Source organism: Candidatus Nomurabacteria bacterium (genome assembly GCA_023898565.1).
GTDB lineage: Bacteria > Patescibacteriota > Minisyncoccia > Phycocordibacterales > UBA918 > OLB19.
The window spans coordinates 316,412-335,813 of the sequence record CP060228.1; the positions used below are offsets into that span (position 1 = coordinate 316,412).

Here is a 19,402-nt window from a genome sequence, read left to right on the forward strand (position 1 = left end):
CGCTTTTTACTCTCCCTACTCACCCGAAATAAAAAACACCGCATTGCGGTGTTTTTTATTAGTCTTTCTTTTCTTCAGTCGCCTCTTCTGTTGGAGTCTCTGGAGCAGCTTCAGGAGCCTTTTCTTCAGCTGGTGCTTCTGCAGCAGCAACTTCTGCTGCCTTAGCCGCCTCCGCTTCAGCAGCCTTAGCCGCTTCCTCCTCGGCCTTCTTAGCCTCTTCTGCCTCACGAGCAGCTGCTTCTGCACCTGACTCTGTAGCCATAGATACCAAGCTCATTCGACGCATCTGACGCTTAATCTCGCGGTTTACCTTTTCGCGGATGTAATACAGCTTGCTGCGGCGCACCTTGGCACGCTTTACAATCTCGAGCTTGTCGATGAGTGGAGAGTAGAGTGGGAAAATCTTTTCCACGCCAACACCACTAGCTACCTTACGTACCGTAAAAGTTGCTCCTGGTTCATCTCCGTGCTTGCGAGCCAATACAAGGCCCTCAAAAATCTGGATACGAGTCTTACCCTTATCCTGAATCTTCTGGTGAACACGCACCGTATCGCCGGCAGAAATACCAAGCGCCTTGCGTTCTTCCATATTTACGGGTGATACAGACACCCCTGTCATTGCTGCTTTCATAATATTTTCTTTAATAAATTAAACGAATGAGCCGTTTAAAACGTGCCACAATCTACCATAAAGCTCCCTATTCTGCAATGCCAAAAAGAAAGAGGTCAGACGACCCGGCGGCCGATACTATTCTACGATCTTTTCAACCGCCTCTTCGATCTCCTTTGGCACTGGGGCAATAAAACGCTCTTCTTCTCCACTCGGCAGTGTAAGCTCAAGCATATGCGCATGAAGCGCGAGACGATTAAGACCAAGGTTGTTTGATTTAGGGATTTTGTAATCTGCATAGAGAGCATCCATCACAATCGGTCGGTCGAGCGCGCGCAAATGCACGCGCAGTTGGTGCGTGCGACCTGTCTTGGGAATCAACTTCACGTAGGAAAACGCCTCGTCTTCGTATTCCCCCATACCAATCCGCTCGAAGTCAGTAATCGCTTCACGAAGTTCACCTTTCGCCCCGCGCTCGGCTGAGCGCTTTCTAAAGTCTTTCGTACTGCGCCCGATAGGGCGGTTGATGGTGCCCCAACGGTCGTTCATTCGCCCATACACTACGGCGCGATATTCCTTGTATACCGCCCGGTCTTTAAAGGCTTGCTTTAGGTGCACGTATGCCTCTTGATGCTTGGCCAAAATCAAGACACCAGACGTCTCGCGGTCGAGCCGGTGCACAATCCCAGAACGATCAAGCTCCGCACCCTGCGGCGAATAGCCCACTTCCCCCACCCCTTTCGCTTCGGGCACGCGCGCACAAAACCACTCGACCACGGTCGGATCATCACCTACGCCATCTTCGTGCGTTATCCAGCCATACGGCTTATTAATGACGAGCACATCGTCATTTTCAAACAGCACCACCGGCTCCGTTAGATTATTTTCCTTTACGTCGCTCTCGGTTTCCATAGGCATCCAGTATGCCGATAAAATCAGCTTTGGTCAAAGCGGGCCACGGCTTTTCAAGAAATAAAAATTCACTATAGACGGACTTCCAGGTCATAAAATTCGACAAACGCTGTTCCCCACCGGTACGCACAATAATGTCTGGATCGGGCATCTTAGCCGTCCAAAGTATTTTTTCAAAACTTTCTTCAGTCACTTTCTCACCGCGCGCAATCGCTTCATTTACCGCTGCCACAATCTCTGCCCTTCCACCATACGAGAGCGCTACCCAAATAGTCGTCGTGTATTCCTGCGCTGCAGTCTCGGACTCAATCTCACTAATTTGCTTCTGAATATCATCTGCAAAGTCATTCACTCTCCCAACTACTCGCAAACGAACGCCGTGCTCCTTGGCAGTAGTCCTAAGCACCTCTCGAAATAAATCCATCAAATACCCCACCTCTGCTTTGTCCCGCTGCCAATTCTCGGTTGAGAATGCATAGTAGACCCCATGCGCAACGCCACTCTCCTGTAGCCATTTGATAGTATCTCCAAACACCTCAGCACCTTTTCGGTGCCCCTCTAGAGTCGGCAACCCTTGCGCTTTTGCCCAGCGGCGATTGCCGTCCATAATAAAACCAACACAAGTTGGTATTACCTTTACTTCAACCATAGTAATTAATGTAACACTGAAAATTCCAGGTAGGTTTTGCCGGCACTCCGCCATTCCACTGCCACCCCCTCTACTACTGCCATGAGCGACCCTTCATGCAGATACTCTACAAAAGACTTAAGTGCGTCTGGCTCGCCCTGCGCCACCACAAACACGGTGCCATCTGGCTTATTTTTCACGTACCCCACCAGCCCGAGCTCAGTCGCTGACTCTTGCGCGTAGGCGCGGTACGCTACTCCCTGCACCTGCCCCGTCACCACACAGTGAATTTCAATCATACCGAGCAGTATACCCACTATGCACCCAAAGCGCGAACCAATCACCTCCCCGCAGAGGGTATTGTGTTTTTCTTAAAATTGGGTAGGATAATGCCTACATAAATATATGCGCGATTAGCTCAGTTGGTAGAGCAGCTCGTTTACACCGAGAAGGTCGGGAGTTCAAGTCTCTCATCGCGCACTAGACCAAGAAAGCTCAGACGTCTGTCTGGGCTTTCTTGTGTCTCAGATTTGGCAGAGTGAGGAGAGACTTGAAGAAAGCGAGTATATCGCGCGGAGTGGAACAAGCACGATTCGAGCGTCGGGGTCGCGTAGCACAATATTTTCAAGCTTGCGCAGAAAATATTGATGTGAAGGTGACCAGGTCTCTCATCGCACACAAAGAAAATGAGCCTGTAATGCAAGGCTCATTTTTTGTAGACGTAATTAAAAAATGGACTACTCTCGAACTTTAGTGTATTTTTCAAGCATACAGAGCCGGAGACAAAGCGTACTTGGCACTCCTTAAGAATATAAAAAATTATCATGAATGAAATACCAGAATGCTTTTACCGTGTCAGTGTCAAAGCGCTAATTTTAAATGAAGAAAGAGATAAGTTTCTTGTTTGTGAAGAAGATAATGGGGTCTGGGAATTGCCGGGTGGTGGTCTTGATTGGGGCGCTACCCCACAGGAAGATTTGCCAAGAGAAATAAGTGAGGAGATGGAACTTAAAACTACATGGGTTGCAAATAATCCTTCTTACTTCATCACAGATCAAACAATGAATCGCAAGCAGTGGATTGTTAACGTTGTGTACGAAGCTGAAGTTGAAGATTTGAGTTTTACTCCTTCAGACGAATGCGTAAACATTAAATTTGTAGACAAAGAAGACATTAAGAGCATGAATGTATTCCCCACTATTAAACAACTGGGCGAGATGTTTGACCCTCAAAATCACGTAAAAAAATTCTAACGTCGTTCCACATTTTGGTGCACTAGACATTCTCTGTTTTAAATAGTATTGTTTAGACAGTCTTGAAGTTCAGCACGCCTGATTCTACAAGTTCCTATCAATTTCAACGGAGATGACTACAAATGAAAGTGACGCAACTTTCAATTCCCGACCTCACCGACCCGGCCCCCAATTTTTGGGATCATTTATTGAGTTTTTTTGACTTGGAGTTCTGGAGACAAGAAATTCATGTAACAAAAGCGACTGTTTTGTCCACCCGCTATCGCGATGGATACTCATGTGTGGTCGGCAGCTCACCCCTCGGAGGACGCACAACTGCATATATTCCGCCTGCGCACTTGATCAAAGTGCGCACTCCCCACGGCGACACGGAGGTAAAGATATCAAAAGCACTTTTTGATATCACCACTCCTGGCGACACTCTCCCAGTGAGTTACCAGAAAAGTCGCCTGTACGTAATCGAGCAACATATCCGCGCCAGGATTGCAGTCTGACAACACACCTACGGAAAACCCTACCTTCCGTAGGTGTTTTCCTTTTCTTCTTGCGCCAGAATAGTTCTAACGTCATTCCACATGGTGCACCAGGCAAATGACACTTAATCGAACATAATTGATGACTTCTCACTATTTTTGCGCTAGTATGGCACGAAGCAATTTGTGCTTGTTTGCCCCTATAGTTTAATGGATAAAACGAGAGGCTTCTATCCTTTTGATCTGGGTTCGATTCCTGGTGGGGGCACAGGAAAAACTGGCCGGAAGCGAAGCTTCCGGCCAGTTTTTCCTGTGTGCCTGTACGACCACGCTAGAACTTATTTTACGACAAAAGGCTGAAAACGAGAACCGCACAAGCCCCGCCACCTATTTCGGACGTAGCCGAAATGCGCCCCGCCAGAAAAACCCTTTGCATTTTTGAGATTTCCCCCGCCGATTTTTCTTTTTTAAGGAAAAGGGTATTTTCTGTCGGTGCGCTCAACAATTACACCGTTGCAGGCGACTTTGCTGCTCTCAATAATGCAAGGTCGCGTTTTTGTATAAACTTGCCTTCGTAATTTGTCGGTTTGTCTTGTTCAAGAAGTGCAATAGCACCATCAATGTTGTCTGCCCAAACTATTGAAAACTGTTCTCGCAGTTCTTTCTCGGTAAAGTCTGGCTCGCCCTTTTCGCCAATTTGCGTAGCAATAAAACAATAAGATATTTGCTCTAGCTCAAATTGGTTACGATATTCAATAATCTCGCCAACTTCACCAGTTACTTCAGCTTTACAGCCGATTTCTTCTAACAACTCCCGTTCTAGTGCTGTTGGTATGTTCTCGCCCTCGTCAATACCACCGCCAGGCAATTTGTGGTAATCGTAAAGCCCGACACGCAACAGGGCAATTTTACCAGCATTGTCAGACACAACCGCACGAGCGGCTTCACGCTTGCGAAAATTGCCAGTGTCTATAACTGGTGCTTCTGGCACAATGTCTTGTTCGTGAATTGTAAGTAGGTTTTTCATAATCTGCTCCTGAATATTTCCGCTACGGCTTGCACAAGCGCAGGGTGCGACTGTTGGTCAAAATGTATGCCGTCAAGTCCAGCCTTTGCAACTGTGCTTGCGTCAAAGAATAGCGAGCCAGTTTCACTGGCTACCCTTTGTATTTCGGTTGCCAGTTGCTTTGATTTTTCGGCAGACTGCTGGTCGTATGTATCGTGATAGTATTCGTCAAATTTCGGCGCACGGTCATTTACATAAATTGGACTTACTGACAAAATCTTCGTTTCTTGCGAGGCTTCTCGTACTGCGTTAATAAATGGTTTTAGTGCGTCAGCGATTTCGGCAACTGGTCGTGAGTATTGTACTTTTAGGTCGTTTGTGCCAAGCATAATGACGACAATATCAGTTGGCGAGTGGCTTGTTAGACAAGGCACAAAATAAGTAAGTCCGTTGCGTGATGGCTTGTCGGGGTTGTAATGTTCTAGGTCTGTGGTGCGTCCGCCCAAGCCTTCCTCAATAACATAGTAGTCATTACCTAAAAGTTCTTGTAATTTGCCAGTCCAGCGAACATTTACAGGGTATCTGCTGCCAGTGTTTTTGTCGTCATTTTGACCCCAAGTGTTGCTGTCGCCATAACATAGAATTACTTTTGCTTGTGGGTTTGTATTCATACGCTAATTATAACAGAATTTCTTCTGTTTACGCTTCGCTTGCGAAGCGTGTCGGCTATGCCGACCGAACCACGCCGCCTCTGCCGTTTACGGCAGGCGACCCGACAGAAACGGCCTTTTCCTTAAAAAAGAAAAATCGGCGGGGGAAATCTCAAAAATGCAAAGGGTTTTTCTGGCGGGGCGCATTTCGGCTACGTCCGAAATAGGTGGCGGGGCTTGTGCGGTTCTCGTTTTCAGCCTTTTGTCGTAAAATAAGTTCTAGCGTGGTCGTACAGGCACACAGGAAAAACTGGCCGGAAGCTTCGCTTCCGGCCAGTTTTCTTTTTACACAGCAATGATTAATTACCCAGACTCACTGGCTCATCCCCAGCTTCACTGTCTTGATTCATTGGCACTTCAATTTCAACAACTGAAGAAGAGGCTGACTGGGTGTCGTCAGTCACGCTACTGTCAACATCTAACAGAGACGCCTCCACATCAAGACTTTGTGCCGCTCGAATAAGCGCTTCGTGTTGCTCCTGTTTAGCTGCAAAGTACTCCAACGCTGATTTCACCATCGCCTCACGATACACGACCGTAGAAGAATCAACGAGAGCGACCTCTTCCACCACCATATCGCGATGTCTCGTGTATGTGTAGCTACTCCAGACTGAAGCAATCGTGAAAATCAGGAGCGAAATAAGTAAGCCGATCCACCAGTCGCGTACCGGGTTCATCAATTTCGGTACACGAAGACCTTGGTCAGATCCTCGTATCTTACTAATTAATTTTTTAAAATCATTTTTGTGCATCATAAGACAATACTTGAATCTGCATCGTGACACTTGCCTGCCACTCTGACCGAGAACGGGCCTCCATAGTGACTGAGTTTAGCCGTAATACATATGGCAGCGTTTCTAAAATCTGAATAAAGTTTTGTACGTACATTCTAGTACCAGAAAATTCAAATGTGACTTCAATCCAAGCTTGTTTCGTGTTCTTTTCTGTCACAAGCTGTAAATTTGTCGTCTTAAGCGCAACTCCTACCTGCGGCGCTAGTGTTTCCACCTGATTCAAGAAATCGATACTCTCACTTTCTTTTTCAAGAAAATATTCTTTGATTTTATCTCGATCAGCTTGTGAATCAGTAGCGATACGTTGCAAGTTACGGTGAGCTGCCTCTTGCGCTCGCTGCTCTTCAAGCGCGCCGATTTGCGCCACTAAACGATCCCCTTGCTCAAACACCCGAAATACCATAAATCCAAAAACTGCCACCGACGCTAACGTAAGAATCAATGCGATTATAACTGTTTTTTTAGTACTGCCACTCATATACTACTTTCTTTAGCCAATGTAACGGTGATATTGAAGGTGATATTGCGGTCACTGGTCAGGTTTGAAATAGGCAAATCAACAGAATCGACCCGTGCATCAGCGAGAAGTCTGTCTCTGAAAGACGCGAGCGCCTGACGGTCATTCGCAATACCATTTACCACAATCGGTGACACCACCCCACCGACCTGATTTAGGCCAATCTGAGTCACTCGCACATGATTACCTTCAAGCGATTCAATCATAGCGACATATACAGAAAACGGCGCAACCGTAGAGCTGTCAATTATTTGCTTTGCTTCTTGGCTAGCAAGAATGAGTGCGGCTGAGGTGTTTTCGTACTGAGTCACCCGCTCCATTGCTTCAAAAGCTGACTGCTCATATCCAGCAACCTGTGTTCCAATGAGCACATATGCTGGCAGTAAAATACTTGCGGAAGCAAAGAGGGCCACACTCCACAAAATCATCCACACCGAAACGACGCGAATCAAATATTCGACGCGAAGACTTTTCTTGGCATGTTTTGGAATCAAATTGATCATGGTTATGCTGAATCCTTTAGTGCTAAACCAATCGCTGTTGCGTAGCCAAAAGAATGATTTCGATCAATCGGCGGCACGATGTGATCGAGCGAAAAAGTATTTTCCCAAACATTGGCACGCACCGTCGGCACACCTAAGGTTTCAGAAAAATACGCAGGGAGACCTTTGAGATTTGCGCTACCACCACACAGCACAATCGATCCAATCCGTCGCATGTCACTATTACCATTCCGTAAATGCCAATACTGCATACGTGTAGCAATCTCATCTTTAATGATTGACACAGCATTTAAAAGCGCGTCTGCCGCTTCACCTGAATCAACTCCACGAATGAGTCCGCGAGTATTCTTTATTTTGGTAAGCTCAGATTCAGCAATCTCTGCCCCCAACACTCGACGTAACGCTTGCGACAATACGTCGCCACCCACGTCAATGGTTGAGGTGTAGAGCAAAACCCCCTTGTACGCAATGCCAATACCAGTTCTGGTCTTACCGAAATCAACAAGCATCACTGCGCCTGTGACATCTTTCGGAACCACTGCCCGCGCCATGGCTTGCGCCTCAACTTCAAACGACACCGGACGAAGTCCTGCCGCAACACACGCTTCGTAATACTGCATAATTGTTTCGCGCGCGTACGCTGCGACCACCACTTGCGCCACTCGGCTATCACTATCTGATGGTAGTATCACATAGTCGAACAGCACATCTTTTGATGGAATCGGCACATTCTCTTCCAAACGAAATTCTAGAAGTCCACGCACCTCCTTAGCTGGTGTACTTCGTCTAATTTCAGTTTCGAAAAGATATGCTCGCTCTTCAGGAAGCGACACTCGCACAAACTCTCCTTTGGTTGCTGTTTTAAACTCCTTCAACACCGCAGTCAATTGTTGCGGATCAACCACCTGACCGCGATCAAGCACACCATTCGGAACGGGGATATCTCCCCAGTCTTTTATCTGACGATCAGCTTTTGACCAAGCGTTTGAATGAAATGAAACGTATTTTAGTGACGTATCCGAAATATCCACCCCGACACAAGGCATGGTGAGATAGCTCGGCGGAGGAATCAAGCGAGAAAGAACCGACATATGTATCCTTAGTATACGCTGTTGTGAGCTTTGTTTCGAGCCGAGAACTCACAGCGGACCTTACTTTAAAAAGAAATACGCGGCTGCGGCTGCGACCAGCACAATCAGCGACGCCACGCCAAGATATTTTTTTATGTATGAAACTGCAGCTGGACCAAACCGGTACGTAGCATAACCAACCACCCCATAACGAAAGCCGCGACCAAGTACTGATGCTAGAGTAAAAACAAGCAAGCTTCCTTGCAGCACCGCCACTACCCACGCCACGATTGTGTATGGCACTGGCGTCACTGCACCGATTACCGTCAGCATGAAAGTGCTGGCATTTTGCTCACGCACCATCATATTAAACTGATCAATCATAGCCGGTGACAGCCATGACATCAAAAAATCAAATAAAAACAGGGCCATTAGATACGCCACCACCCCTCCCAACACTGATGACACAACAGTCAAAAGCACCAGACTTCGCGCGCGAGCACGATCTAGTAAAATCGCTGCAATCAAAAACGGATCCGTTAAAATCGGCAATGGTAGCACTGCTTCAAAAAAGGAAATCAGACCAAGCATTGCTGGCCCCGCATGTTTTCCACGGACGATTTTCTTAGCACCTTCAACCGTACTGGTCTTAAGCACGTCTCGCACCTCATCTTCAACCTGCTCACTTAGTGACATGTATTTATCGTACTATGGTTCCAGGCTCTACTATTTTATCGGGATGTAAGAGTGTAAACACGTCACCTTCACCACCAGCCATAATCATCCCCTGACTTTCCAGCCCTCGAATCACTCGCGGCTCAAGGTTGAGCAGAAATGGACACTGCTTCCCCACCAAGGCTTCCGGCTCGGCCACAAACTGTCTGATGCCCGACAGAATCTGACGGGGCTGTGCTTCACCAACGTCGACTGTCAACTTAAGGAGCTTATCAGCCCCCTCGACAAGCTCCACTGCTTCAATAGTACCGATGCGAATCTCTAATTTTGCGAAATCATCAAATGTAATGGACATACTTTATCTAGTCTTTTCTTTAGTAATAAAACTTTCCAAAATGAGCGCAGCGGCAGCGGCATCAATCTGTGCGTTTTTTCCGGTGACGCGAGCTGCCATTTGAGAAGAATACTGTTCGGGCTCCAGATGAACAGGAATACCGATTTGCAGCGTCACATCAGTAATAAACTCCTCGACTGCAGCGTGGATTTTATTGGGCTCACCATTATTATCAAGCGAATGCCCAACCACTATCTCAGCGATGCTACGCTCGGTCACCAGTTTTTCGATGGCCGCAAAAAACTGCGCATTATTGGGAATAACACCATACGGAAACGCCATCACTCCGGCATCATCGGTTATCGCAATTCCTATTTTTTTTGAACCAAAGTCAATACCCATTCGTTTCATACATTGGACAGAATACCACAATCGATACAAATGACCGACTTGCTTTCGCCCCTCCCATACGCTACGAGCTTGTAACGGGTGGTCGCATGGCAGTTTCTTCAGTCATGATCTGGCCGTCTTCTAGGTGAATTACTCGATCGCAAAATGCTGTGTATTCCGCTTCGTGAGTAACCATAACGATGGTTTGCTTGTACGTGCGATGAAGCGAAATCAAAAGATCAATCACTGCCTTACCCGACACACTATCAAGATTGGCGGTCGGCTCATCAGCAAAAATAATTTTTGGGCGGCCGGCGATGGCCCGAGCGATGGACACACGCTGTTGTTCGCCACCAGACAGTTGTGACGGAAGATTATTGGCTTTTGTTGTTAAGCCGACGGCATCAAGCGCCGCCAACGCCAATTCCTCAGCCTCTCCCCACGCGATACCTCGCATCAAAAGCGGCGTAATAATATTCTCTGCGGCGCTTAAGTCAGGAATTAGAGCATAATCTTGAAAAACGTACCCCATAGTGTACAAGCGAAATTCCGTCACCTCAGCCTCTGTCATCAGCGAGAGATCTTGTCCATCAACCACCACACGACCAGTCGTTGGTTCATCGAGGGCAGACAACTGATACAGCAAAGTTGACTTTCCCGCCCCAGATCTACCCATAATCGCCACAAATTCACCAGCAGCAACACTCACGTCAACACCCTTCAAAACTTCCTGCTCAACGTCGCCATTCGTAAATGTCTTACGCAATCCAACTGTTTCAATAATATTCATACCTATTTTCTACCTAAAATCGCATCGAGCGTATTTTGCCTGGTAATCATCCACGCTGGTATGAAGCCAGCTACAAGCGCCACCAAGAGCAGCGCACCGAACCGTAGCAAAAGCCCAGCATCATCAATAAGCAAGGCAGTGTCCGCATAAGGAAAATCAATTGGATGCTCCATAAAATACGGCACCAATCCAAATTTGGTTACCAAAATACCGATAACTGAGCCAATGATTACGTAAAAAGAAGCTTGGGTAATGTAGGCAAATTCAATCGTTCGACGGGTGATACCAATCGCTTTTAAAATACCTATCTGACGTCTTCGAGATAATGCATTTATAAAAATAACAATAAAAATAGTAATCGAGGCTACCGTGATACCGATTACTCCCACAATAAGTGATAGCTTCTGGAAGGTATCGCGCACATCGACCACAAACTTTGGTATGTCTTCACTAAAATAACTAATCTCTCCAAGTGCACTCAGATCACTCGATTCAAGCTTCGCTTTGACCGCTGCCTCATCAACACCGTCGACCAGCCGTACTGCAATCTGGTTTGCGTTATGATCATATCGATCAAACATTCGACGAAACTCCCGTTCAGGCATATACACTGACACAGAAATCAAATCGACTTTGGAATCAATAATCCCCTTTACAATAAAATCTCGTGTCTCATCACCGACAGTGACTTTAACTGGTGACCCTGGCTTAATCTTTTTTAGTGAATCATACACATTGCCATACTCGGCCGCGTACCGGTCCACATTGTACTTCCCAAGCAAAATGTATCCACTTTCATTCGGATCAAGATACTCTCCTTCGGCCACCAAATCTTCAAGATCAGTAGTGGCCGCTTCTGCTACTGGATCAATTCCTGTCACATTGACCGCGATAATATCTGGGTCTTGATTCAGGCTGCGTCGCTCTTTGTAATTTGCCTCAATCGTCACCAACCCCCCATATCGAGCTGAATATGCTTTTATCTCAGGGTATGTTTCAAGTATCTGCAGGAAACGCTCTGTTTCCAAAACCCTTGTCTCACCATCAAGCGGCGATACATTGATATCACCAAGCGCCTGCGTTCGAACTTGATCCAGTGCACCATCAACGATTCCAAGCAAGATACCACTCAGTGCGACGAGATTTAAAAAGGTAAACAAGATAATGACCACAATCAACCCCGTTGCCCACATACTTGCATGTTGGATTTGTCTCCAGCCAAGAAATACTCCGAGTCGAAATGCACGCATATTTACTGACTTGGCAGCAAGACCGTAGTTCCGACTGATAAATTGTATACCTCGACCGTATCATTGGTACCGACAAGCCCTGTCTCAATCCGAACCTTTTCAATGCCCTGTTCAGTCTGCCGCAAGACCCACGAGCCTTGTGCATCAGTGCCAATATATCGCGCAGGCAAAACTAGCGCGTTAGTAAGCCTGTCAGCGACAATCATCACGTCAGCATTTAGTCCTTCGCGCATCCATTCGGGAGCTTGGTCGAGAGAAATGTACGCATCATAATACGAAACGCCACTTACATCTGTCGAAACAGGAGACACAAAAGTAACCACGCCAACAAAAGCTGTGTTTGTTTCGGCATCAAATACTACTTCAACTGAAGCCCCTTCCTTTACTTTTGTAATATCGATTTCTGGCACTTTTGCTTTTAAATCAAATCCGCCCTCGTTAACGATGGTTACGGTATGCTGCACTCCAGCCGGCTCTCCTACTTTCATAGCCACGGCTGATACCAAACCAGAAAATGGCGCTCTAATTGTATAATCAGCAATCCGCGCACTGTAAATAGCAAGTTGCTCTTTTGCTTCAGCAATAGCCGCATCCGCTTGTGCCAACTCTTCAGATCCTGCACCTGCATTGACTACTTGTTCTGCGCTCCTGGCCACTGCCAGTTCTTGCTCCGCATATCGAACTGCTGTTTCTTTTTGAGTGCGAAGCAATTCGTGTGCGTTCTTAAGAGCAACGTAGCCGGTTCCGCGCTTATTTGGAATTTCTATGATCCACGTCGCGTCACGATACACTTCATTAGGGTCAAATTTTATATACAAACCACAATCACCAAGTCGGTCTGGAGTCACAACGTTCCCAGGGAAGGTGCCGGTGGCCATACCAGAAAGTCGATATGAAAAACCAGCTTGAGCAGAAGAAGCAAATAGGTCTAGACGATACGTGCCAGGATTGTTGCACAAATAATTCCCTGAGATAGTCGGCGGAACATCGTCTACGTCATCCTTTTCTGGGTATGCTCGAATATCGGTCGTAAGCAAATCATGCCAAGCATTAGAAATAGCCTGGTCATACTCTTGAATTGTTTTTTGCAACGTCACTTCCGCTACCGAAACTTCGCGAGAGGCTACCACCCGCTCTTCTGATTTGGCGCCTCTTAGTAGTTCTGCTTTCTGCTCTTCATGCAGACGCACTCGTTCACGTGCGGCGTTGTACTCAGCAATCAATGAATCACTGGTGAGTGACGCAATCACCTCTCCTGCTTCTACTGGCTGTCCAGCTTCCTTGTATACCGATTGAATAGTGCCCGACACAGGAAAACCCAATCGAGCAATCTCTTTTGCCTCAACACGAGCGGAAGCAGTAACGAGTCTAATAACATCCCCTCTCGTGACCTGCACGCTGTCGACTGTCGGTCCGGAAGCTGTTCCGGCAGTCAGCCAGCCAAACCACGCAGCAGCCACAAACATGAATACAAGCAGAACATACCACCAAAAATAGCGCGCAAAAAGTAATCGCATAGATACCACTTCAGTATATCATTTGCGTAACAGATTTTTTCGACCCTGTTCTTTACACTGTCTGAAGCCGGTGTTCACAGATATCAGAAAAGCCGGCTGCAAGCCGGCTTTTTTTATGGTGCGGAAATACTGACCTTTGCTCGAACCCATTTCGAGAAAGGACAATGATCGTGCCGCGCGGAGCGCGTGGTGATGCGAGAGCGAAGCGTACGCATTGGGGAATACATGCGCCTTGGGACGCGCTCCGCTATCGCTGCGCGCGTGCATCCCACCACCATTTCCTTTGCCTTTTTAATGCGGCTCCTCCCCAAACCCCTCCGCCGAAGGCCAAAATATTGAAAAGGAAATGGTTGGTGGTCTGCTCGCCACATCGTCCTTCAAAAAGCTTCATTCAAATCTCCATACAACTTGAGAGTTTTTCACTTCGCCTTTCTTCGTCCTTGTGGCGTCCAAGGCGCTCGTCGTTCGAGTGTGGTGGGTAATATCAACCAGCGCTCACAAATCCGCCACTACCTCGCATGAGCCGCTCACATTCGTTCGCGTGGCCTGCTCGGTACTGTCGGATGTTCGCTTTATGCGAGGTTTACTCTAACGAAACGAACGACGACTTACGTCGCCGTCCGATTCTTCCTACTAGCACTTCTTCAGTGGTTTCGGTGTAGAGCGTTTATGCGGTTTAACCGTGACCGTTTTTGGTCCTGGCTTACCAGTAGTCCGAGTCGGACGACATTTGGTTTTAGGCATTGTAGCTTAAAGTTAAATGTTCTGATAAAGGAGATAAGTGACCACCTTATCTCGCGTAAACGCGAATGAGTGAACACGTCTCCCAAACCACCGCTCTTTCCCGATTTTACTTTAAATAGAGTTATTTTCCAACCTTAATTTAGTCTATTGCTCGAAATTCTTTATCAGAGACGATAATGTGATCGATAAGTGTAATGCCCAGTAAATCGCCTGCATCCGCCATGCGTTTCGTAATGGCAATGTCATCATCCGATGGCTCAACGCTTCCTGACGGGTGGTTGTGTGCTAAGACCACACCAGCGGCAGAGAGTTGCAAGGCAGGCTCAAAAACTTCTCGCGGGTGCGCAAGAGAGGTATCGAGCGTTCCAACGGAAATTATTCGCCTCTCGATTAGTTTTTGTTGAGTATCAAGATAAAAAGCAACGATGTGTTCTTTTTTTGACGATCGAAAATCAGAACATAAATTCCAAACGTCTTTAATGGATAATATGTTTGAATTTTGTCCGCTTCCTAAGCGGTCGACGAGAGAAATTATGGCAAGAACTTGTATAGCTTTTGTTTTTCCCAACCCACGAATCTTCCGCAAATCTTCAAGAGTTACGTTGTTTGCTGATTTTTGAATAATGAGTTTTTCAATTTTTCTTGCTAATTCTAGTACGTTACAACCCTTGATTCCAGAACCCAAAACAATCGCAATCAACTCAAAATTCTTGAGGCGTTTTGCTCCATACTTTTCCATCTTTTCTCTAGGAAGTTCTGTTTTCTTTAGTTCAGTGACTTTCATAACTTTATTTTAAACTATCCAAAACTTTTTCTATGCAATTAGTCTGACTCTTATTAAGTTTATGCTCCCAAAAACGAAACACAATCCACCCCTCGGCACGAAGCCTACGTGTTACTTTTTTGTCACGTTTTCTATTTCTTTCAATTTTCTCTCTCCAAAAATCATCTTTAAGTAAATGCTTCCATCTCGGATATTGCCACCCATGCCAAAAATTACTATCGAGAAATATACAGACCTTGTATTTGTTAAACACCACGTCTGGCTTACCAAAAACGCTCGTATCGTTTGCGGTAAAAGTTTTACGTGTTTTCTTTTTAAGCTCTTCAATAAAATCCCTCTCAAATTTTGTTGATTTTGAACGTATAAGCGACATGCGCTTTGACCTCTCACGAACCGTTAATGTATCCGAATTTCTTTCTTTTGAAAAATTACGATTTAGGTTGTTGTTAGTTCGCTTCTTCATGACCTGATTCAAAAACTTCTGAGGGAAGATCATCACCAAGACCGACCGCAGCCGCTTTGTCAATCAAACCTTTCCATTGTTGAATCCTGTCTTCTTCTATGGACGAGACTTTCCAATAAAATTTTAAAAGGCCCTCGTCAAGCTCTTGGATTCGAGCTGTGATTTGTGGGGCATATCCTCGAAGTTGCGAAAGTACTTGCGAAACACTTCTTTTTTCTCTCGCAACCATCACTTCTTGTCGACCACCCGCACTGAACTCATCTCTCAGACTTGCTGAAACAGCACCAAACTCGGTGATAAGGTATGCGGCGGCACGATCGTAATTTGCTCTATTTCTAAACAATTCAGGAAAGAAAATCATGCAATCAATCTTAAACCTTTCCTTGTCTCCAGTTTCCAAAGTTCGAAATTGTTTAATCACTGGTGAAGGAGCCTCTGATTCTTCGTCAATCCACCACAGACCTTCACCTTCCTTAAGTTGACCCCTGTAGTATGATTTGATTATCTGAATAGTGTCTCCACTTGTTCTTAATTCATCATAAGAAGTACCCATTTTGTCAAAAATGGAATTTCCCAAAGCTAGATTCATATCGATTTGATAACGAGGCGAATGGGTTACGCTAACCGAGGGTAAACATTCTTGATATAGACGATATTTAACATCAGGAGTACCGCCCAACTTTCCAAACATTATATAAATCTTCTCAACAGCTTCTTCACGTAAACTTTCTAGGACGCTGTTACCAGTAGAACGCCAGTGATCTTTTATGGTCATTTTAACTTCAACGCCAAAGTAACCGTTTGCAACAATATCTGGGAAAGCCGCAACTCCTGTTTGTCTAATTGTTCCTTCGAACTCTGTACCAACTGCTCTTCCTTGCATTACTTCGCAGACCAAAACTTCAAATTGCGTTGAGTTTGGCAAAGGTTCATCGTTTTGCAGTTTTTCAACCAAACCATTTTTTGAATTTTCCAGTAACTCTAGAAAAACTTCTTCGCTCGGATTTTCTTTTTCTGCGTATATCATGTTATTTCAAGTTTCTGTTTAGGAATGATTCTACGGATTTTGCCACGTGCCACCCTAAAATAGGGGGTACGGCATTGCCTATTTGTTTATATGCTTGAGAGGTAGATGGTAGAAATTCCATATCATCAGGAAATGATTGTATACGAGCAGCTTCACGCGCTGATAATCTACGTTTTCCGTTCCAGTGAAATTCTATGTTTCCATGATGTTCTGTTCTCATTGTTGGCCCCGGTTTGTCTTTGTGAATAACATTATTTCCTTGCCCCTTATTCTTTTTTGCCTTCGACCAATAATGATTGGAAAAGCCACCTTCCTCGACGCTTTCTAAATCAGACAGCGCTTCTCCCACAGAAACATGCTTATTGGCATGTGTTGGCTTTGGGTAATCACTATCTTCAAATCTCGGCAAAACACCTTTTTTTGTTCCAACAATTATCACTCGTTCTCGTGTTTGAGGCACGCCATAATCAGCCGCAAACAGCAGTTTGTGATTTACATGATAACCAAGCGAAGCAAAGTCTTCCTTGATAATATCGATAGCAGTACCACCATCAATAGTGAGCAGACCTTTAACATTTTCTGCTATAAACACCATCGGTTTTGTTCTCTTTATGACTTCTGCCATACTCCTATACAAAACCCCCTTTTCGCTATTGAAGCCACGCCTTTTGCCTGCGTGACTAAATTCTTGGCAGGGGAAGCCACCCAAGACTACATCCGTTGACTTTGGAATGGGCATGTCAAAAATAGAGTTATGTGTACCATCTAAAATATGGACTATGCTACCGCATACTATGTCGTGGTTGAAGTAATTTTTGAACGTTAAGCAAGCTGATGGATCAACGTCATTAGCCCAATCTATATAAAAATTCCTTTTCGAGTACTTTTTTCCAAGAGATTCAAAATCACCCAAAAAGCCCAAATCGAGCCCCCCACATCCCGCAAAAAGTGACGTGACACTATATTTCTTTTTTTCTCCTCTTTTAGACATGCGTTTATTTCAAAAGCTCATCACAAGTAACACCGAGAGCGGCGGCGATACGTTCTATGGTCATAAGCGTTGGGTTTGATTTACCAGCCTCAATGTTACTTATGAAAGAACGGTCACAGCCCAGATCTCTACAGATGTCACCTTGTGACATGTTTTTTAATTCCCTAATAATCTTAATATTTTTAGCCAGCTTTTCTATTGCAGTCGTCATAACATTTCCACAGTTTTAATTATACTTACTATTGTTTTACTATCCAATGTTATATAATACAACACATGTTGATAACTCACCCCCGCACCCACCAACCATTTCCTTTTCAATATTTTGGCCTTCGGCGGAGGGGTTTGGGGAGGAGCCGCATTAAAAAGGCAAAGGAAATGGTGGTGGGATGCACGCGCGCAGCGATAGCGGAGCGCGTCCCAAGGCGCATGTATTCCCCAATGCGTACGCTTCGCTCTCGCATCACCACGCGCTCCGCGCGGCACGATCATTGTCCTTTCTCGAAATGGGTTCGAGCAAAGGTCAGTATTTCCGCACATAACAAGACTTCTGACGAAGTCAATGAGCGCGGCGAAGCCGTGCGAGAAAAAGAAAAAGGAGAAATACGCCGTCGCTCCGCAACGAAATGGCTGGGCGACGGCACGGAAAAGCGGGCAGTTTTGTCTCTTGTTTTGTTCGCATAATTTTTATCAATCTTTTTTAATAGGAAAAAATTATGATCAAACCAAAATATTTTCTCTACGCTCGCAAGAGCACCGAAGATGATGATAAACAAGTCATGTCTATCGAGGCACAGCTTTTTGAGCTTCGTGAATTTGCGAGCAGAGAAAATCTTGAAATCCTAGTGGAATTTCAAGAGTCGAAAAGCGCGAAGACACCCGGCCGTCCAGTTTTTAACGAGATGATGACGCGCATTGAAGCTGGTGAAGCAAGCGGGATTTTAGCGTGGCACCCAGACCGCCTGGCGAGAAATAGTATTGATGGTGGGCGCGTCATCTATGCGGTTGATACCGAGAAAATTGTGTCTTTGCGCTTTCCGACATTTTGGTTTGAACCCACTCCGCAAGGGCTCTTTATGTTGCAAGTGGCTTTTGGGCAGTCTAAATATTACTCGGATAATCTGGTGCAAAATGTGAAAAGAGGCATCCGCCAAAAACTGCGACGAGGTGAGTGGCTCACAAAAGCGCCATTTGGGTATGTGAATAATCCGCGTACGCGGAATATCGAACCTCATCCAACTAATTCAAAGATTGTTGCTCGCGCTTTTGAGGAATATGCGAAAGGTACACATGGGCTTGTTTCTTTGTCGCAGTTTTTGGCGGATTTAGGCGTTACCAGTTCTAAAGGAAAGCCACTTGCCAAATGTGCCGTCAAACATATGTTGAGCAATCGAGCATATCTCGGGTTTGTACGCCATAACGGAGAATGGTTTGACGGCACATTTGAGCCAATCATTTCCCCGACATTGTTTGAAGCCGTGCAAAAAGTTCTTGCGAGCAAGGCGCGTGCGCCGAAGCGAAGAAATCGCCATGATTTTCCATTTTTGGGATTGTTCCGTTGTGGTGAGTGTGGTGGTATGTTTACGGCACAACACGCAAAAGGCAATGGCGGTATGTATCGCTATTATCGTTGCACCAAAAAGCACGGCGCTTGCTCGCAAGGGTATGTGCAAGAAAAAGACCTCGTTGCACAAATCAAAAATCGGCTTCAAACAATATCGCTTTGCGATGAGTACGTTGATTGGATGTTAGCGAAAATTGACGAATGGGAGCACGAAGAAACTAGCTCATCGCAAAGTGATGTTCAAAATCTTTCCGATAGAATCAAAGCGGACGAGGAGCGCATGGAAAAACTAGTATCTGCGTATTTAGACGGAGACATACCCAAAGAGATTTATCTAAAAAAGAAGGATGCTACCATGCGCTCTCTCGCCACTTTGAAGGAGAAATTGAAAGATTGT

At 45.7% G+C, this 19,402-nt stretch carries 24 protein-coding genes, 2 tRNA genes and 2 pseudogenes; 7 read left to right on the forward strand and 21 right to left on the reverse strand.

Going from position 1 to position 19,402, the window contains the following annotated elements:
• Positions 1–58: 58 nt before the first annotated feature.
• The 4 genes from rplS to H6780_01545 all read right to left on the reverse strand — a co-directional run bounded on the left by rplS (position 59) and on the right by H6780_01545 (position 2,449).
• Positions 59–619 carry a 50S ribosomal protein L19 gene (rplS, locus tag H6780_01530; GenBank protein ID USN89253.1) on the reverse strand — a complete coding sequence of 187 codons (561 nt, stop codon included), beginning with the start codon at positions 617–619 and terminating at the stop codon, positions 59–61.
• Positions 620–748: 129 nt separating this feature from the next.
• The gene (locus H6780_01535) at positions 749–1,522 is read right to left on the reverse strand and encodes an RluA family pseudouridine synthase (protein USN89086.1); all 774 of its coding nucleotides are present in this window, start codon (positions 1,520–1,522) and stop codon (positions 749–751) included.
• Positions 1,491–2,171, reverse strand: coding sequence for a di-trans,poly-cis-decaprenylcistransferase (gene uppS / locus H6780_01540; GenBank protein ID USN89087.1), 681 nt, complete (start codon positions 2,169–2,171; stop codon positions 1,491–1,493). Before uppS ends, H6780_01535 begins: the two co-directional genes overlap by 32 nt.
• A 5-nt stretch (positions 2,172–2,176) precedes the next feature.
• Complete coding sequence (locus tag H6780_01545) at positions 2,177–2,449, reverse strand: acylphosphatase (protein USN89088.1); 273 nt, start codon at positions 2,447–2,449, stop codon at positions 2,177–2,179.
• 108 nt (positions 2,450–2,557) lie between these two features.
• Here H6780_01545 and H6780_01550 point away from each other — a divergent pair.
• The 4 genes from H6780_01550 to H6780_01565 all read left to right on the forward strand — a co-directional run bounded on the left by H6780_01550 (position 2,558) and on the right by H6780_01565 (position 4,144).
• Positions 2,558–2,630 (forward strand) — tRNA-Val (locus H6780_01550).
• A gap of 344 nt (positions 2,631–2,974) precedes the next feature.
• Complete coding sequence (locus H6780_01555; protein USN89089.1) at positions 2,975–3,403, forward strand: NUDIX domain-containing protein; 429 nt, start codon at positions 2,975–2,977, stop codon at positions 3,401–3,403.
• A gap of 122 nt (positions 3,404–3,525) precedes the next feature.
• Positions 3,526–3,897 (forward strand): hypothetical protein, encoded by a 372-nt coding sequence (locus H6780_01560; GenBank protein ID USN89090.1) that lies wholly within the window; start codon positions 3,526–3,528, stop codon positions 3,895–3,897.
• A 175-nt stretch (positions 3,898–4,072) separates the two neighbouring features.
• A tRNA-Arg gene (locus H6780_01565) sits at positions 4,073–4,144 on the forward strand.
• Between the two features lie 237 nt (positions 4,145–4,381).
• On the opposite strand, the gene H6780_01570 is transcribed toward H6780_01565, so the two are convergent.
• The 17 genes from H6780_01570 to H6780_01650 form a co-directional block, all read right to left on the reverse strand.
• Positions 4,382–4,903, reverse strand: coding sequence for an NUDIX domain-containing protein (locus H6780_01570; GenBank protein ID USN89091.1), 522 nt, complete (start codon positions 4,901–4,903; stop codon positions 4,382–4,384).
• Complete coding sequence (locus H6780_01575) at positions 4,900–5,553, reverse strand: SGNH/GDSL hydrolase family protein (protein ID USN89092.1); 654 nt, start codon at positions 5,551–5,553, stop codon at positions 4,900–4,902. Before H6780_01575 ends, H6780_01570 begins: the two co-directional genes overlap by 4 nt.
• Before the next feature lie 338 nt (positions 5,554–5,891).
• On the reverse strand, positions 5,892–6,344 hold the full coding sequence (locus tag H6780_01580) for a hypothetical protein (GenBank protein ID USN89093.1): 453 nt from the start codon (positions 6,342–6,344) through the stop codon (positions 5,892–5,894).
• The gene (locus H6780_01585) at positions 6,331–6,864 is read right to left on the reverse strand and encodes a hypothetical protein (GenBank protein ID USN89094.1); all 534 of its coding nucleotides are present in this window, start codon (positions 6,862–6,864) and stop codon (positions 6,331–6,333) included. The genes H6780_01580 and H6780_01585 overlap by 14 nt, the downstream gene beginning before the upstream one ends.
• Complete coding sequence (locus H6780_01590) at positions 6,861–7,406, reverse strand: hypothetical protein (protein USN89095.1); 546 nt, start codon at positions 7,404–7,406, stop codon at positions 6,861–6,863. The genes H6780_01585 and H6780_01590 overlap by 4 nt, the downstream gene beginning before the upstream one ends.
• 2 nt (positions 7,407–7,408) lie before the next feature.
• Positions 7,409–8,497 carry a pilus assembly protein PilM gene (gene pilM / locus H6780_01595; protein ID USN89096.1) on the reverse strand — a complete coding sequence of 363 codons (1,089 nt, stop codon included), beginning with the start codon at positions 8,495–8,497 and terminating at the stop codon, positions 7,409–7,411.
• Positions 8,498–8,557: 60 nt separating this feature from the next.
• Positions 8,558–9,172, reverse strand: coding sequence for a hypothetical protein (locus tag H6780_01600; protein ID USN89097.1), 615 nt, complete (start codon positions 9,170–9,172; stop codon positions 8,558–8,560).
• A gap of 4 nt (positions 9,173–9,176) precedes the next feature.
• Positions 9,177–9,506 carry a tRNA-binding protein gene (locus tag H6780_01605; protein ID USN89098.1) on the reverse strand — a complete coding sequence of 110 codons (330 nt, stop codon included), beginning with the start codon at positions 9,504–9,506 and terminating at the stop codon, positions 9,177–9,179.
• 3 nt (positions 9,507–9,509) lie between these two features.
• Positions 9,510–9,896 (reverse strand): Holliday junction resolvase RuvX, encoded by a 387-nt coding sequence (gene ruvX, locus H6780_01610; protein USN89099.1) that lies wholly within the window; start codon positions 9,894–9,896, stop codon positions 9,510–9,512.
• Between the two features lie 61 nt (positions 9,897–9,957).
• Entirely contained in the window at positions 9,958–10,665 is a 708-nt protein-coding gene (locus H6780_01615) for an ABC transporter ATP-binding protein (GenBank protein USN89100.1), read from the reverse strand.
• Between the two features lie 2 nt (positions 10,666–10,667).
• Positions 10,668–11,915: an ABC transporter permease gene (locus tag H6780_01620; GenBank protein USN89101.1), complete on the reverse strand. Its 1,248-nt coding sequence runs from the start codon at positions 11,913–11,915 to the stop codon at positions 10,668–10,670.
• A 2-nt stretch (positions 11,916–11,917) separates the two neighbouring features.
• Complete coding sequence (locus H6780_01625; GenBank protein ID USN89102.1) at positions 11,918–13,432, reverse strand: HlyD family efflux transporter periplasmic adaptor subunit; 1,515 nt, start codon at positions 13,430–13,432, stop codon at positions 11,918–11,920.
• Between the two features lie 883 nt (positions 13,433–14,315).
• On the reverse strand, positions 14,316–14,960 hold the full coding sequence (gene radC, locus H6780_01630) for a DNA repair protein RadC (protein USN89103.1): 645 nt from the start codon (positions 14,958–14,960) through the stop codon (positions 14,316–14,318).
• A gap of 4 nt (positions 14,961–14,964) precedes the next feature.
• Entirely contained in the window at positions 14,965–15,423 is a 459-nt protein-coding gene (gene vsr, locus H6780_01635) for a DNA mismatch endonuclease Vsr (GenBank protein ID USN89104.1), read from the reverse strand.
• Entirely contained in the window at positions 15,407–16,450 is a 1,044-nt protein-coding gene (locus H6780_01640; GenBank protein USN89105.1) for a hypothetical protein, read from the reverse strand. Before H6780_01640 ends, vsr begins: the two co-directional genes overlap by 17 nt.
• A 1-nt stretch (position 16,451) precedes the next feature.
• Complete coding sequence (locus H6780_01645; protein USN89106.1) at positions 16,452–17,441, reverse strand: DNA cytosine methyltransferase; 990 nt, start codon at positions 17,439–17,441, stop codon at positions 16,452–16,454.
• 4 nt (positions 17,442–17,445) lie between these two features.
• Positions 17,446–17,652: a helix-turn-helix transcriptional regulator gene (locus tag H6780_01650; GenBank protein USN89107.1), complete on the reverse strand. Its 207-nt coding sequence runs from the start codon at positions 17,650–17,652 to the stop codon at positions 17,446–17,448.
• 65 nt (positions 17,653–17,717) lie between these two features.
• Between H6780_01650 and H6780_01655 the strand changes: the two genes are divergently transcribed.
• The 3 genes and pseudogenes from H6780_01655 to H6780_01665 all read left to right on the forward strand — a co-directional run bounded on the left by H6780_01655 (position 17,718) and on the right by H6780_01665 (position 19,153).
• Positions 17,718–18,125 (forward strand): hypothetical protein, encoded by a 408-nt coding sequence (locus H6780_01655; protein USN89108.1) that lies wholly within the window; start codon positions 17,718–17,720, stop codon positions 18,123–18,125.
• A 32-nt stretch (positions 18,126–18,157) separates the two neighbouring features.
• A pseudogene (locus tag H6780_01660) lies at positions 18,158–18,616 on the forward strand (recombinase family protein).
• Between the two features lie 204 nt (positions 18,617–18,820).
• Positions 18,821–19,153 (forward strand): annotated as a pseudogene (locus tag H6780_01665) (recombinase zinc beta ribbon domain-containing protein).
• The last annotated feature ends 249 nt before the right edge of the window (positions 19,154–19,402 follow it).

Coding starts and splice junctions, on each gene's coding strand:
- rplS (USN89253.1), bottom strand. CDS start 619: ATGACAGGGGTGTCTGTATCACCCGTAAATATGGAAGAACGCAAGGCG.
- H6780_01535 (USN89086.1), bottom strand. CDS start 1,522: ATGGAAACCGAGAGCGACGTAAAGGAAAATAATCTAACGGAGCCGGTG.
- uppS (USN89087.1), bottom strand. CDS start 2,171: ATGGTTGAAGTAAAGGTAATACCAACTTGTGTTGGTTTTATTATGGAC.
- H6780_01545 (USN89088.1), bottom strand. CDS start 2,449: ATGATTGAAATTCACTGTGTGGTGACGGGGCAGGTGCAGGGAGTAGCG.
- H6780_01555 (USN89089.1), top strand. CDS start 2,975: ATGAATGAAATACCAGAATGCTTTTACCGTGTCAGTGTCAAAGCGCTA.
- H6780_01560 (USN89090.1), top strand. CDS start 3,526: ATGAAAGTGACGCAACTTTCAATTCCCGACCTCACCGACCCGGCCCCC.
- H6780_01570 (USN89091.1), bottom strand. CDS start 4,903: ATGAAAAACCTACTTACAATTCACGAACAAGACATTGTGCCAGAAGCA.
- H6780_01575 (USN89092.1), bottom strand. CDS start 5,553: ATGAATACAAACCCACAAGCAAAAGTAATTCTATGTTATGGCGACAGC.
- H6780_01580 (USN89093.1), bottom strand. CDS start 6,344: ATGCACAAAAATGATTTTAAAAAATTAATTAGTAAGATACGAGGATCT.
- H6780_01585 (USN89094.1), bottom strand. CDS start 6,864: ATGAGTGGCAGTACTAAAAAAACAGTTATAATCGCATTGATTCTTACG.
- H6780_01590 (USN89095.1), bottom strand. CDS start 7,406: ATGATCAATTTGATTCCAAAACATGCCAAGAAAAGTCTTCGCGTCGAA.
- pilM (USN89096.1), bottom strand. CDS start 8,497: ATGTCGGTTCTTTCTCGCTTGATTCCTCCGCCGAGCTATCTCACCATG.
- H6780_01600 (USN89097.1), bottom strand. CDS start 9,172: ATGTCACTAAGTGAGCAGGTTGAAGATGAGGTGCGAGACGTGCTTAAG.
- H6780_01605 (USN89098.1), bottom strand. CDS start 9,506: ATGTCCATTACATTTGATGATTTCGCAAAATTAGAGATTCGCATCGGT.
- ruvX (USN89099.1), bottom strand. CDS start 9,896: ATGAAACGAATGGGTATTGACTTTGGTTCAAAAAAAATAGGAATTGCG.
- H6780_01615 (USN89100.1), bottom strand. CDS start 10,665: ATGAATATTATTGAAACAGTTGGATTGCGTAAGACATTTACGAATGGC.
- H6780_01620 (USN89101.1), bottom strand. CDS start 11,915: ATGCGTGCATTTCGACTCGGAGTATTTCTTGGCTGGAGACAAATCCAA.
- H6780_01625 (USN89102.1), bottom strand. CDS start 13,432: ATGCGATTACTTTTTGCGCGCTATTTTTGGTGGTATGTTCTGCTTGTA.
- radC (USN89103.1), bottom strand. CDS start 14,960: ATGAAAGTCACTGAACTAAAGAAAACAGAACTTCCTAGAGAAAAGATG.
- vsr (USN89104.1), bottom strand. CDS start 15,423: ATGAAGAAGCGAACTAACAACAACCTAAATCGTAATTTTTCAAAAGAA.
- H6780_01640 (USN89105.1), bottom strand. CDS start 16,450: ATGATATACGCAGAAAAAGAAAATCCGAGCGAAGAAGTTTTTCTAGAG.
- H6780_01645 (USN89106.1), bottom strand. CDS start 17,441: ATGTCTAAAAGAGGAGAAAAAAAGAAATATAGTGTCACGTCACTTTTT.
- H6780_01650 (USN89107.1), bottom strand. CDS start 17,652: ATGACGACTGCAATAGAAAAGCTGGCTAAAAATATTAAGATTATTAGG.
- H6780_01655 (USN89108.1), top strand. CDS start 17,718: ATGTTGATAACTCACCCCCGCACCCACCAACCATTTCCTTTTCAATAT.